We start from the raw sequence: 14,310 nt of genomic DNA on the forward strand, positions 1-14,310 counted from the left end.
CGGTCCCGTGTCAACGACGACGCATGATCTGGACAAGTCCGACCTCCTCGCGAAGGCGACCGACCTGGCCCGGGCCGGGAAGGGCACGGGCGGTCCGCCCCACGACGACGTGGGCGCGCTGCTGGCCGCCTACTACCGCCACGTCGCCCCGGAGGACCTCGCCGGTCGGAGCGAGGCCGACGTCTACGGCGCCCTCGCCTCCCACCACCGGCTGGCCACCGAGCGGCCGCAGGGCACGGCGGCGGTGCGCGTGCTGACCCCGACGCTCGCCGAGCACGGCTGGTCGGCCTCCGGTCACACGGTCGTGGAGGTCGTCACCGACGACATGCCCTTCCTGGTCGACTCCCTCACCATGGAGCTGGCCCGGCAGCTCCACGACGTGCACGTGGTCGTCCACCCCCACTTCGACGTGCGGCGCGACATCACCGGCGCCCTGCAGCACGTCGGCGTCGTCGACGACGGCGCGCTGCAGCCCGCCGGCGAGGCCGTGCGCGAGTCGTGGATGCACGTCGAGATCGACCGGCTGCCCCAGGGCGGGACCGGGGAGCAGCTCGCGCGCGACCTGGTCGCCGACGTCCAGCGGGTGCTGCGCGACGTCCGCGAGGCGGTCGAGGACTGGAGCCGCACCCGCGGCCGGATGCTCGAGATCGTCGAGGAGCTGCGCCAGGACCCGCCGCCGCTGGACCCCGAGGAGGTCCGGCAGGGCGCCGAGCTGCTGGAGTGGCTCGCCGACGACCACTTCACCTACCTCGGCTACCGCGAGTACCACCTCGAGACCGTGCCGTCCGAGGGCTCCGCCGCCGGCTCGACCGGCGGCCCGGAGGGCCCGGCCGAGGACGAGGTGCTGCGCGCGGTGCCGGGCACGGGCCTGGGCATCCTGCGCGCCGACCAGGACCAGTCGGAGTCCTTCGCCCGCCTGCCCGAGGCCGTCAAGGCCCGTGCGCGCGAGCGCAGCCTGCTGGTGCTGGCCAAGGCCAACTCCCGGGCGACCGTGCACCGCCCGGCGTACCTCGACTACGTCGGGGTGAAGACGTTCGACGCCTCGGGGGCCGTGGTCGGGGAGCGTCGCTTCCTCGGGCTGTTCTCCTCGACGGCCTACGCCGAGAGCCTCACCCGCATCCCCCTGCTGCGCGAGCGCGCGGCCGCCGTGCTGCGCCGCAGCGGCTACGACCCGCGCAGCTACGCCGGACGTGCCCTCATGGACACCCTCGAGACCTACCCCCGCGACGAGCTGTTCCACACCAGCGTCGACGAGCTGGCGCCGCGCGCCGAGGCGGCCATGCACGCCCGCGAGCGGCGCGCCGTGCGCACGATCACCCGGCGCGACACCTACGGGCGCTACGTCTCGGTGCTCGTCTACCTGCCGCGCGACCGCTACAACACCGCGGTGCGCGAGCGCTTCTCCCAGATCCTCCTCGACCGTCTCCACGGCGAGTCGGTCGAGTTCACCGTGCGGATCAACGAGTCGACCACCGCGCGGGTGCACTTCGTCGTCCACCTGTCCGCCGACGCGACCGGGGGGAGCGGCGACATCGACGCCGCCGACCTCGAGCGTCGGCTCTCGGAGGCCAGCCGCAGCTGGCGCGACGACTTCACCTCCGCGGTCATCGCGGAGTACGGCGAGGAGGCCGGCGCCCGCCTCGGGCGGCGCTACGTCGACTCCTTCCCCGAGGCCTACAAGGAGGACTTCTCCCCGCGCACCGCGGCGGTCGACCTGCGTCGCCTCGAGGACGTCGAGGGCGAGGAGGGCATCGACCTGTCGCTCTACGAGCAGCTCGACGCCGGCCGCGGCGAGGCCCGGCTCAAGGTCTACCGCGTCGGCGAGCCGCTGAGCCTCTCGCAGGTGCTGCCCATGCTGTCCTCCCTCGGGGTCGAGGTCGTCGACGAGCGCCCCTACGAGCTCGACGGCCTCGACCGGCCGTCCTACGTCTACGAGTTCGGCCTGCGCTACGGCCGCGCCCTGCCCGAGCGGGCGCGCGGCCTCTTCCAGGACGCGCTGCGCGCGGTCTGGGAGGGACGCAGCGAGATCGACGGCTTCAACGGGCTCGTGCTCGGCGCCGGGCTGACCTGGCGCCAGACCTCGGTGCTGCGCGCCTACGCCAAGTACATGCGCCAGGCCGGCTCGCCCTTCGCCCAGGACTCCATCGAGGGCGCGCTACGCGACAACGTCGACCTCACCCGGCTCCTGGTCGCGGTCTTCGAGGCCCGCTTCGACCCCCACCCCGGCGCCGGGGCACGCGGGGAGGACGACCTCGTCGCGGCCTTCGGCCGGGCGCTGGAGGACGTCGCCAGCCTCGACCACGACCGCATCCTGCGGTCCTACCTCACGCTGGTCCGCGCCACCCTGCGCACCAACTACTTCCAGACCGTCGACGGTGAGCCCCACGCCTACCTGTCCTTCAAGCTCGACCCGCAGGCCGTGCCCGACCTGCCCCAGCCGCGGCCCCGCTTCGAGATCTTCGTGCACTCCCCGCGGGTCGAGGGCGTGCACCTGCGCTTCGGCGCGGTCGCACGCGGCGGACTGCGCTGGTCCGACCGCCGCGACGACTTCCGCACCGAGGTGCTCGGCCTGGTCAAGGCCCAGATGGTCAAGAACACGGTGATCGTGCCGGTCGGCGCCAAGGGCGGGTTCTACGCCAAGCAGCTGCCCGACCCGGGCGACCGCGAGGCCTGGATGGCGGAGGGGGTGGCGGCCTACACCACCTTCGTCCGGGGTCTGCTCGACCTCACCGACAACCTCGTCGACGGCGTGACCGTGCCCCCGCGCGACGTGGTGCGCCACGACGGCGACGACTCCTACCTCGTGGTCGCCGCCGACAAGGGCACGGCGACCTTCTCCGACCTCGCCAACGCGGTGGCGGCCGACTACGGCTTCTGGCTCGGCGACGCCTTCGCCTCGGGCGGCTCGGTGGGCTACGACCACAAGGCCATGGGCATCACCGCCCGCGGGGCGTGGGTCTCGGTGCAGCGCCACTTCCGCGAGCGCGGCATCGACTGCCAGACCCAGGAGTTCACCTGCGTCGGCATCGGCGACATGAGCGGCGACGTCTTCGGCAACGGCCTGCTCTGCTCGCCCACGACCCGGCTGGTGGCCGCCTTCGACCACCGCCACGTCTTCCTCGACCCCGACCCCGACCCTGCGACGTCCTACGCCGAGCGCCGTCGGCTCTTCGACCTGCCGCGCTCCAGCTGGCAGGACTACGACGCCTCCCTGATCTCCGAGGGCGGGGGCGTGTGGTCCCGGGCCCTGAAGTCCGTGCCGGTCAGCCCCCAGGTGCGGCGCGCGCTCGGACTGCCCGACGACGTGGACCGGCTGACCCCGGCCGAGCTGATGCGGGCGATCCTGCAGGCCCCCGTCGACCTGCTGTGGAACGGCGGCATCGGCACCTACGTCAAGGGCTCGCAGGAGACCCACGCCGACGCCGGCGACAAGTCCAACGACGCCATCCGCGTCGACGGTCGCGAGGTCCGCGCCCGCTGCGTCGGCGAGGGCGGCAACCTGGGCCTGACCCAGGCCGGCCGCATCGAGTACGCCCAGCGCGGCGGCGACGGCTCGGGCGGGGCGATCAACACCGACTTCATCGACAACTCCGCCGGCGTCGACACCTCCGACCACGAGGTGAACATCAAGATCCTGCTCGACCGGGTGGTGGCCGCAGGCGACCTCACGGGCAAGCAGCGCAACGCCCTGCTGGCGGAGATGACCGACGAGGTCGCCTCGTTGGTGCTGGCCGACAACTACGAGCAGAACCTCGCCCTGGCCAACGCCGCCGACCACGCCGCCGCGCTCCTGCACGTGCACGAGGACTGGATGCGCCGCCTGGAGCGCGACGGCGTGCTCGTGCGCGAGATCGAGGGCCTGCCCTCGAGCGCCGAGGTGCGCCGGCGCCTCGACGCCCGGGAGGGCCTCACGGCGCCCGAGCTCTCGGTGCTGCTGGCCTGGACCAAGATCGTCCTGGCCGAGGAGCTGCTCGAGTCCGACCTGCCCGACGACCCCTACCTCGCCCACGACCTGGAGGTCTACTTCCCGACGCCGATGCGCGAGCGCTTCGCCGCGCAGGTCGCCGACCACCCGCTGCGACGCCAGATCATCGTCACGCAGGTGGTCAACGACCTGGTGAACGGCGCCGGCATGACCTTCTGGCCCCGCCTGGGCGGGGAGACCGGCGCCAGCGCCGCCGAGCTGACCCGGGCCAACTTCGTGGCCCGCGAGATCTTCGGCTCCCTCGACCTGCGCGAGCGGCTCGCGGCCCTCGACACCCGCATCGACGCCGGGGTGCAGACCCGGGCCCGGCTGGAGATGCGCACGCTGGTCGAGCGGGCCTCGCGCTGGCTCGTGGTCAACCGTCGCCCCCCGCTCGACTCCTCGGCCACGGTGGAGCACTTCCGCGATCCGGTGCAGACGACGATGGCGGCCCTGCCCGACCTGCTCACCGGGCGCGAGCTGCAGGCCTTCGAGGACCGGCGTGACCGGTTGGTGCGTGGCGGGCTCGACGAGGAGCTCGCCTCGCGCGTGGCCGGTCTGCAGCCGGCCTACACGCTGCTGGGCGTGGTCGACCTCGCCCTGCGCGACGGGCTCGACCCGGTCGAGGTGACCCGGGTGCACGTGGCCCTGGGCGAGCGGCTCGGTCTGCCGGTGCTCGTCGACCGGATCCTGGACCTGCCGAGGCACGACCGGTGGCAGACCATGGCCCGGGCCGCCCTGCGCGACGACCTCAACGCGGTGCACGTGCAGCTCACCGGTCAGGTGCTGGCCGCGACGTCGGGGGAGGAGTCGGCCACCGCCCGCATCGGCTCGTGGGAGGACGGCGACGAGGTCGTGGTCTCGCGGGCCGCGGCCACGCTGCAGGAGATCTGCTCCGACGAGAGCGCCGACCTGGCGCGGATGTCGGTCGCGCTGCGTGTCGTGCGGGGGCTGCTGGCCGGCTGACCGATTGGCCTGTCGTCGGCGCGCGCGCCTAGGCTGCTTGACGATGTCAACTGTTCTCGGGCCGTCCCCCGCCGAGGCCCCGGCGGGGGCCGCCGCGCCGCCGCCGGCCGACGTGCGCTCGCTGCTGCGCCTGGCGCCGTACCTGCGGCCGCACGTGGTGGCCCTGACCATCATGCTGCTCACCAGCCTCGGGGTGGTGGCCCTGTCGATCGCGGTGCCGCTGGTCACCAAGGCCCTCATCGACGGGCCGATCACCGAGCGCGACGCGGGGGCGATCCTCCCGCTCGGCCTGCTCGCGCTGGGGCTCGGCGTGCTCGAGGCCGTGCTGGTCTTCTGGCGCCGCTGGGTGCAGTCCAACGCCGTGCTCGGCATCGAGACCGCGATGCGCCACGACCTCTACGAGCGCCTCCAGCGCCTGCCGATGGCCTTCCACAGCCGCTGGGGATCGGGTCAGCTGCTCTCGCGCGCCACCACCGACCTCTCCGCGATCCGCCGCTTCAGCGGCTTCGGCGTGCTCTTCCTCCTGGTCAACGTCGTGCAGCTGGTCGCCACGACCGCGGTGCTGCTGCACATGTACTGGCCGCTGGGCCTGGTCGTGGCGGCGGCCGCCGCCCCCATCGTGTGGCTGTGCATGCGCTTCGAGAAGGAGTACGTCGTCGTCTCGCGCCGCGTGCAGGACGAGCAGGGCGACCTCGCCACCCTCGCCGAGGAGGGCGCCGTCGGCATCCGCGTCATCAAGTCCTTCGGCCGCAGCGGCCACGTCGGCGAGCAGTACGCCGCGGCCGCCCGCACCCTGCACGCCACGAGCATGGACAAGGTCCGTCTCTCGGCCCGCTTCTGGACCTTCCTCGGCGCGGTGCCCAACCTCGCGGTCGCGGCGGTGCTGCTGCTCGGTGCGATCGGTGTGGGCCGCGGCGCGCTCACCCCCGGCGAGCTGGTCGCCTTCATCACGCTGATGCTCTCGCTGGTCTGGCCGATCTCCTCCCTCGGCGTCATCCTCGCCATGGCCCAGGAGGCGATGACGGCGAGCGCGCGGATCCTGGAGATCTTCGACACCGAGCCCGCCATCGTCGGCGGCACGCGCCGCATCGAGCGGCCCCGCGGCCACCTGCGCCTGGAGCACGTCGACTTCGCCTTCCCCGACGCCCCCGACGAGCCGGTGCTGCGCGACGTCAACCTCGACGTCGCGCCGGGGGAGACCGTGGCCCTCGTCGGTGCCACCGGGTCGGGCAAGACCGCGCTGACCGCCCTGGTGCCGCGGCTGTGGGACGTGACCGGCGGACGGGTGCTGCTCGACGGGATCGACGTGCGCGAGCTCGACCTGGTGCACCTGCGCTCGCTGGTCGCCACCGCCTTCGAGGACCCCACGCTCTTCTCGATGAGCGCCCGGGAGAACCTCACCCTCGGTCGCTCCGACGCCTCCGACGCCGACGTCGCCGAGGCCCTCGAGATCAGCCAGGCGCAGTTCGTCCACGACCTGCCGTGGGGTCTCGACACCCGCATCGGCGAGCAGGGGCTCTCGCTCTCCGGGGGGCAGCGGCAGCGCCTGGCCCTGGCCCGTGCCGTGCTGGCGCGCCCGGCCGTGCTGGTGCTCGACGACACCCTGTCGGCCCTCGACGTGCACACCGAGAAGCTGGTCGAGGAGGCGCTGGGCCGCGTCCTGGGGTCGACCACGGGGCTCGTCGTCGCGCACCGTGCCTCCACCGTGATGCTGGCCGACCGGGTCGCGCTGGTGGAGCACGGCACCATCACCCACGTCGGCGAGCACCGCGAGCTGCTGGCCACCGTGCCCGCCTACGCCCGGCTGCTGTCGGCCGAGGCCTGGGCCGACGACGCGGCGGTGTCGGTGTGAGCGCCGCGACCGACTGGCGCGGCGCGGCGGCGGTCGACGCCGACGAGGCCGCCGAGGCGATGACCGCCGCGCGGCTGGGCGGGGGCGCCCGCCGGCTGCTGGGGGAGCTGCTCGCGCCCTACCGACGGGCGCTGTGGCTGCTCGTCGCGGTCGTCGTCGTCGAGAACGCCGCGCGCCTGGCGATCCCCTACCTGGTCAAGGTCGGCATCGACTCGGGCATCCCGCCCATCCGTCGCGACGGCGACCTGACGGTGCTGCTGGTGGTGGTCGGTGCCGTGCTGGGCGCGACCCTGCTCCAGGCCGTCGCGCGCCAGCTCTTCCTGGTGCGCTCCGGGCGCATCGGCCAGGACGTCCTGCTCCAGGTGCGGCGTCGGGTCTTCGGCCACTTCCAGGACCTCAGCCCCGCCTTCCACGACGGCTACACCTCGGGCCGGGTCATCTCGCGCCAGACCTCCGACGTCGACGCGGTCTACGAGATGCTCGAGACCGGCTTCGACGGGCTCGTCACCGCGGCGCTCACCCTGGTCGGCACCGCGGCCGTCCTGCTCTTCCTCGACGTCGAGCTGGGCCTGGTGGCGCTGCTGTGCGGGCCGTTCCTGGCGCTGCTCACCAACTGGTTCCGCAAGTCCTCGGCCCGCAGCTACCGCGCCACCCGCGAGAAGGTCGCGCTGGTCATCGTCCACTTCGTGGAGTCGATGGGCGGCATCCGTGCGGTGCAGGCCTTCCGGCGCGAGCCGCGCAACCAGGAGATCTTCGACGACGTCAACGAGCAGTACCGCGCGGCCAACCTCGTCGCGTTCCGTCTCGTCGCGTGGTTCATGCCCGGCATCCGCCTCATCGGCAACGTCACCATCGCCGTCGTGCTGCTCTACGGCGCCCTGCTGGCCTACCGCGGCGACGTGACCGTGGGCGTCCTGGCCGCCTTCCTGCTCTACCTGCGCCAGTTCTTCGAGCCCATGATGGAGATCTCGCAGTTCTACAACACCTTCCAGTCGGCCTCCGCGGCGCTGGAGAAGCTCGCCGGGGTGCTGGAGGAGGAGCCCGACGTGCCGGAGCCGACCTCACCGGTCGCGCTGCCCACCGCCCACGGGGAGCTGCGCTTCGACCACGTGCGCTTCGCCTACGTCGAGGACCGCCCGGTGCTGCCCGACCTCGACCTCGTCGTGCCGGCGGGCCAGACCCTCGCCCTGGTCGGCACGACCGGCGCGGGCAAGACCACCCTGGCCAAGCTCGCGACCCGCTTCTACGACCCCACCGGCGGCCGGGTGCTGCTCGACGGGGTCGACGTGCGCGACCTGACCTCCGACACCCTGCGCGACCACGTCGTCATGGTCACCCAGGAGAGCTACCTGTTCTCCGGCACCATCGCCGACAACATCCGCTTCGGGCGCCCGGGGGCCACGATGGCGCAGGTGGTCGAGGCGACCACCGCGCTGGGGGCCCACGACTTCATCGCCGCGATGCCCGACGGCTACGACACCGACGTCGCCAACCAGGGCGGTCGGCTCTCGGCCGGCCAGCGCCAGCTGGTCGCCTTCGCCCGGGCCTTCCTGGCCGATCCCGCGGTGCTCATCCTCGACGAGGCGACGTCCTCGCTCGACGTGCCCTCCGAGCGCCTGGTGCAGCAGGCGCTGCGCACCGTGCTGGCGGGCCGGACGGCGGTCATCATCGCCCACCGGCTCTCGACGGTGGAGATCGCCGACCGGGTGCTGGTGATGGAGCACGGACGCATCGTCGAGGACGGCGCGCCCGGCGACCTGGTCGCCGGCGGCACCGGGCGCTACTCCGCCCTCCACGACGCCTGGGTGGAGTCGCTGGCCTGAGCGAGGCGCCCTCAGAGCCCGCCGTCGAGGAACTGCGCCCTGCCCTCGCCGAAGGACCAGTCCTCCTTCTCGTTGGCGCTCACCGAGACGATGAGGTCCTGCGGGCGCACATCGCAGTGCTCCTCGAGCCGGTCGGCGAGCGCCCGGTAGAGCGCCTGCTTCTGCTCGGCGTCGCGCCCCTGCTGGAAGACCTGCACGACGACGATGCCGTCGGTGCGCTCGTAGCCCAGCCCGGTGTCCTCGGCGATGATCTGCCCGGCCGGGTGCTCGGTCACCACCTGGTAGCGGTCGCGGGCCGGCGCGGCGAAGACGTCGAGCATCACCTCCTGCACGACGTCGGCGAGGCGCCGCAGCTCCTCGGGGGTGCGGCCGGCGGTGACGTCGATCCTGACGAGCGGCATGGGTCTCCTCGGGGTGGTGGGGTCAGCGGTGACGGGTCGTGCCCGAGTCAAGCAGCAGGCCCCAGGGTCGGGTCGCGGGTCGGGTCTAGGGTCGGGTCATGGACGAGCGCAGGGGCGTCGACGAGCACGACGCGGTGGCGGTGGCCGAGCGGGTCGCCTCGGGACGGGCGAGCGCGCGGGAGGTGCTCGAGGAGAGCCTCGCGCGGGTGGCGCGGCTCGACCCGCCGCTCAACGCCTTCTCGGTCGTGCTCGCCGAGGCGGCCCGCGCCGAGGCCGACGCGCGCGACGCGGCCCAGGCGACGGGGGAGCCGCTGGGGCCGCTGCACGGGGTGCCGGTGGCGGTCAAGGAGGAGCTCGACGTCGCCGGCGCCGTGACGACGTACGGCGGCGAGGCCAACTCCGCCGCCGCGTCGGCCGACGCGGAGCTGGTGCGTCGGCTGCGCGCGGCGGGCGCGGTGGTGGTCGGCAAGACGACGATGCCGGAGTTCGGCGCGTTCCCGTTCACCGAGGGCGCCTCGCGCGGGCTCACCCGCAACCCCTGGGACCCCTCGCGGACCCCGGGAGGGTCGAGCGGGGGCACGGCGGTGGCGGTCGCGACGGGCATGGTGCCGGTGGCCGTCGGCGGCGACGGCGGCGGGTCGATCCGCATCCCCAGCGCCTGCTGCGGGCTCTTTGGTCTCAAGCCGCAGCGCGGGCGGGTGACTGCGGCGCCGCAGCCGCACCTGTGGTGGGCGCTGGGCACGACCGGCCCGCTGGCCCGCAGCGTCCGGGACGCCGCGCTGGTCTACGACGTGGTGCGCGGCAGCCTGCCCTCCGACCTCCACCACGCCGGCGAGGCCGGGTCCTTCGTGGAGGCGGCCGGCCGCGCTCCGGGGCGGCTGCGGGTCGGCTGGTCGGTGCGACCGGTCACCCGTGGGGTGCGCCCGCACCCGGAGCACGTCACGGCCGTCCACGACACCGCGCGGCTGCTGGCCGAGCTGGGCCACGAGGTGCGCGAGGTCGATCCGCGATACCCCGACCCGACCGCCGCCTTCGTGCCGCAGTTCCTCGCCGGCATCCGCTCGGAGGCCGAGCTGGTGCAGCACCCCGAGCGGCTGGAGCGCCGCACGCGCGAGACGCTGCGGCTGGGCGCGTGGGTGACCCCGCGGGTGCGGGAGGCCGCCCTGCGGCGCACCCGCACCGTCTCCGCCCTGGCCAACCGGGTCTTCGAAGGCGAGGGCGCCGTCGACGTGCTGCTCACCCCCGCCACGGCCCACCGTCCCGCCCGGGCCGGAGTCCTCGACGGCCGGGGCACGGTGGCCAGCTCGCTGCTGGCGCTGCCCTCGATCGCCTACGCCGCGCTGTGGAACGTCGCGGGCAACCCCGCGGCCGCCGTGCCGGCGGGGCTGGCCTCCGACGGGCTGCCCCTGGCGGTGCAGCTGGTGGGCCGCACCGACGACGAGCCGACGCTGCTGAGCCTCAGCGCCCAGCTCGAGGCGGCACGCCCCTGGTCGTTCCCGCCCGCCTCGTAGACTCCGCGGGTGCTGCTGACCACGCCCGTCTCCCGCGTCCGTCGTCTGCTGGGCTTCCCCAGCCCCCTGGCCGGGCGGGTCGTGCTCGTCACCGGCGCCTCCTCCGGCATCGGCGAGGCCACCGCGGTGCAGGCCGCGGCCAAGGGCGCCACGGTGCTGCTCGTCGCCCGTCGGGCCGAGGAGCTGGCGCGTGTGCAGGAGACGATCGAGGCGGCCGGCGGCCGGGCCGCGACCTATCCCTGCGACCTCACCGACCCCGACGCCGTCGACGCCCTCGTCGCGCAGGTGCTGGCCGAGCACGGCGCCGTCGACCACCTGGTCAACAACGCCGGTCGCTCGATCCGCCGCTCGCTGCGCCTGAGCCACGACCGGCTGCACGACGTGGAGCGCACGATGGCGGTCAACTACCTCGGCCCGGTGCGGCTGACCATGGGCCTGCTCCCCGCGATGCGGGCCCAGGGCTTCGGCCACGTGGTCAACGTCGTGACCTGGGGCGTGCAGGTCAAGGCGCCGAAGTTCTCCGCCTACATCGCCTCCAAGACCGCGCTCGACACCTGGGGCCGCATCGCCGGGCGCGAGACCTACGCCGACGGCGTCGCCTTCACCGCCATGCGCTTCGCGCTGGTCCGCACCCCGATGATCGCCCCCACGGAGGCCTACGCCGGCCGGGGGGAGACCCCCGAGCGGGCCGGGGCGCGGGTCGTGCGCGCGCTGGAGGACCGCCCGGTCACCGTCGACACCCTCGCGGGCCGGCTGGGCGAGATCGTCACCATCGCCGCCCCGCGGCTCTCCGACGCCGTGTTCTCCTTCGTCGACGCGCGCTTCCCCGACTCCGCCGCGGCGCGCGGCTCCGACCGCCCCTAGACCAGCAGACCGACGGCGGCGGCCACGCCCGCGGCCACGACGAGGGCGCGCAGCACGGTCGGCGGCAGGCGCCGGCCGATCCGGGCGCCGACGTAGCCGCCGCCCACCGACCCGAGGGCGAGCAGCCCGACCGCGGTCCAGTCGAGGTCGGCGACCACGACGAAGATCGCCCCGGCCACGAGGTTGCCGGCCATCACCGCCAGGGTCTTCAGGGCGTTGAGCACGCGCATCTCCACGTCGAGTCCCAGGCCGAGCACGGCCATCGCCATCACCCCGGAGCCGGCGCCGAAGTAGCCGCCGTACACGCCGGTGAGGGCGCAGAAGACGCGGGTGGTGCGCGACATCGCGGTGCGGTCGACGGGGGTCCCGCCGTCGTGGCGCGACCGCAGCCGGGCCGAGAGGCGCGGCTGGACGCCCACCAGCAGGCACGTGAAGAGGATCAGCCACGGCACCACCGCCCCGAAGACCTCGGCCGGCAGCGAGAGCAGCAGGAAGGCCCCGGCCACCGCGCCGGAGCCGCAGGCCAGCAGCACCGACCAGGTGAGCCGCGGGTGGACGCGCAGCTCGGCGCGGTAGCCGACCGACCCGCTCACTGCGCCCGGGAGGAGGCCCACGGTGTTGGAGGCGTTGGCCACCACCGGCGGCAGGCCCACGGCCAGCAGGACCGGGAAGCTCAGCAGCGACGCGACGCCCACCGTCGAGGTGAGCACGCCGGCCCCGAGGCCGGCGGCCAGCACGGCCAGCTGCTCGAGCCCGCTCACCGCTCCTCGTCGCGCAGGACGGCGACGTCGCTGACCATCTCGACGTGGCGGTGCATGGCCGCCGCGGCGGCGACGGGGTCGCCCGCGGCGATGGCGTCGGCGATCGCGCGGTGGCCCGCGAGGGAGTCGCGGGGTCGCCCGGGCTGGGAGAGCGACTCGATGCGCGACTCGCGGACGAGGTCGCCGATCTCGCCCATGAGCCGGGCCAGCAGCAGCGAGTGGGCGGCCGCGGTGACGGCGCCGTGGAAGCGCTCGTCGCCCTCGACGCCGCGCCCGCCGGCGGCGATGTCGGCCTCCATGGCGGCGAGGGCGTCGCGGATGCGCGCGAGGTCGTCGTCGGTGCGGCGCGCCGCCGCGAGCGAGGCGATCTTGGTCTCGAGCGCGTCGCGGGTCTCGAGGATCTCGGGCAGCCGGTCGGCGTGGGCGCGGATGGCGTCGGTGATGCGGGTGGTGGCCGGCACGCCCGAGGAGCCCGGCGAGCCGGTCACCACGGTGCCGTCGCCGTGGCGCACCGCGACGACGCCGATGACCTCGAGGGCCACCAGGGCCTGGCTCAGCGTCGCCCGGCTCACCCCCAGCCTGGTCGCGAGCTCGCGCTCGGGCGGCAGCCGGTCGCCGGCGACGAGCCCGTTCTCCTGCACCCACCCGGTGATCTGCTCCGCGACCTGCTCGTAGAGGCGGGTGCGGGCGAGGCGGCGCGGGAAGGCGGCGTCGGACATGCGGCCAGCATATTGACTAATGGGTCACTGGGCTATTGGCTAGGCCACTGAGCCAGATGTGATCGCGGTCACCGGGACGGCGGGCTCGGGAGAGAGGGACCTGATGGGACCGGAATGGGTAGCGATCATCGCGCTCGTCGCGTTGTTCGTCATCGGCACGCTGCTGCCGATCAACATGGGAGCGCTGGCCTACGTCGCCGCGTGGCTGGTGGGCATGTACGCCCTGGAGCTCGACGAGAAGGAGATCCTGGCCGGGGTCAGCGGTGACCTGATCCTCACGCTGATCGGCGTCACCTACCTCTTCGCGATCGCGAGGAACAACGGCACCGTCGACCTCATCGTGCGCAGCGCGGTCAGGGCGGTGGGCGGGCGCGTCGCGCTCATCCCGTGGGTGATGTTCTTCGTGACCGCGCTGCTGACCGCGATCGGGGCGGCCAGCCCGGCCGCCTGCGCCATCATCGGCCCGATCGCCCTCGGGTTCGCCGGTCGCTACCGCATCAGCCCGCTGATGATGGGCATGTTCGTCGTCCACGGCGCGCAGGCCGGCGGGTTCTCGCCGATCAGCATCTACGGCATCATCACCAACTCGGTGATGGAGGACGCCGGTCTGCCCTCCAACGAGATCGTGGTGTTCCTCTCCAGCCTGATCGTCAACTTCCTGCTCGCGGTCGTGCTCTTCGCCGTCCTCGGCGGTCGCGAGCTCGTCAGCCGCCGCATCGACGCCGACGAGGCCCAGGGACCCGACACCCTCACCGAGGACCTCCACCGCGGCGGCGCCTCGATCCCGGCCCGCGGCACGGGCACCACCACCGCGACGCCGACGCAGTCGCTGGGCGTGCGCAGCGACCAGGTGCTGACGCTCGTCGCCTTCGTCGCGGTCGCGGTCATCGCGCTGGCCTTCGACAAGAACATCGGCTTCGTGGCCATCACGGCCGCGGTCATCCTGGCCATGCTCTCGCCCAACCAGCACAAGGACGCCGTCAAGCAGGTCGCCTGGCCCACCGTGCTCCTCGTCGCGGGCGTGAGCACCTACGCCACGATCCTCACCACCGCGGGCTCGCCGGAGTTCGTCGGCACGTGGGCCGCCGGCCTGGGTGCGGCCGCGCTCGGCGCGCTGATCCTCTGCTACGTCGGTGGCGTGGTCTCGGCCTTCGCCTCCTCCACGGCGCTGCTGCCGGTGATCATCCCGATCGCGGTGCCGCTCATCGCCGACGGCGGCATCAACGCCGCGCTCTTCGTGGCGGCCCTCGCGGTCTCCTCGACCATCGTCGACGTGAGCCCGTTCTCGACCAACGGCGCCCTGATGCTGGCCAACCGGCCCGACACCATCAGCGAGCCCGTCTACTACAAGCAGATCCTGACCTACAGCGTGATCGTGGTCGTCCTCGGACCGCTCCTGGTCTGGGCCGCGCTCGTGCTGCCGCACTGGTGAGAGGGACGACCACACCG

The 14,310-nt window shown here is 73.8% G+C and carries 9 protein-coding genes; 6 read left to right on the top strand and 3 right to left on the bottom strand.

Annotated elements, in window-relative coordinates; genetic code table 11:
• Positions 1–7: 7 nt before the first annotated feature.
• From M3673_RS18560 to M3673_RS18570, 3 genes are read left to right on the top strand one after another with little or no spacing between them, the layout of a single operon-like run.
• Entirely contained in the window at positions 8–4,930 is a 4,923-nt protein-coding gene (locus tag M3673_RS18560) for an NAD-glutamate dehydrogenase (RefSeq protein ID WP_251535518.1), read from the top strand.
• A 43-nt stretch (positions 4,931–4,973) separates the two neighbouring features.
• Positions 4,974–6,782, top strand: coding sequence for an ABC transporter ATP-binding protein (locus tag M3673_RS18565; protein ID WP_193666170.1), 1,809 nt, complete (start codon positions 4,974–4,976; stop codon positions 6,780–6,782).
• Entirely contained in the window at positions 6,779–8,605 is a 1,827-nt protein-coding gene (locus M3673_RS18570) for an ABC transporter ATP-binding protein (protein WP_251535520.1), read from the top strand. The genes M3673_RS18565 and M3673_RS18570 overlap by 4 nt, the downstream gene beginning before the upstream one ends.
• An 11-nt stretch (positions 8,606–8,616) precedes the next feature.
• Here the strand turns inward: M3673_RS18570 and M3673_RS18575 are convergent, their stop codons facing one another.
• Positions 8,617–9,006, bottom strand: a complete 390-nt coding sequence (locus M3673_RS18575; protein ID WP_251535522.1) for a tautomerase family protein — start codon at positions 9,004–9,006, stop codon at positions 8,617–8,619.
• Positions 9,007–9,104: 98 nt separating this feature from the next.
• Between M3673_RS18575 and M3673_RS18580 the strand changes: the two genes are divergently transcribed.
• Both M3673_RS18580 and M3673_RS18585 read left to right on the top strand, forming a co-directional pair.
• Positions 9,105–10,517, top strand: a complete 1,413-nt coding sequence (locus tag M3673_RS18580; protein ID WP_251535524.1) for an amidase — start codon at positions 9,105–9,107, stop codon at positions 10,515–10,517.
• Positions 10,518–10,526: 9 nt separating this feature from the next.
• Entirely contained in the window at positions 10,527–11,381 is an 855-nt protein-coding gene (locus tag M3673_RS18585; protein ID WP_251535526.1) for an SDR family NAD(P)-dependent oxidoreductase, read from the top strand.
• Here the strand turns inward: M3673_RS18585 and M3673_RS18590 are convergent.
• The gene (locus tag M3673_RS18590; protein ID WP_251535528.1) at positions 11,378–12,142 is read right to left on the bottom strand and encodes a sulfite exporter TauE/SafE family protein; all 765 of its coding nucleotides are present in this window, start codon (positions 12,140–12,142) and stop codon (positions 11,378–11,380) included. The genes M3673_RS18585 and M3673_RS18590 overlap by 4 nt on opposite strands.
• Positions 12,139–12,861, bottom strand: a complete 723-nt coding sequence (locus tag M3673_RS18595) for a FadR/GntR family transcriptional regulator (protein WP_193666162.1) — start codon at positions 12,859–12,861, stop codon at positions 12,139–12,141. Before M3673_RS18595 ends, M3673_RS18590 begins: the two co-directional genes overlap by 4 nt.
• 103 nt (positions 12,862–12,964) lie before the next feature.
• Here M3673_RS18595 and M3673_RS18600 point away from each other — a divergent pair, with 103 nt between their 5' ends.
• Complete coding sequence (locus M3673_RS18600) at positions 12,965–14,293, top strand: SLC13 family permease (protein WP_251535529.1); 1,329 nt, start codon at positions 12,965–12,967, stop codon at positions 14,291–14,293.
• The last annotated feature ends 17 nt before the right edge of the window (positions 14,294–14,310 follow it).

It is taken from the genome of Nocardioides sp. P86 (assembly GCF_023712465.1).
Lineage (GTDB): Bacteria > Actinomycetota > Actinomycetes > Propionibacteriales > Nocardioidaceae > Nocardioides > Nocardioides kribbensis.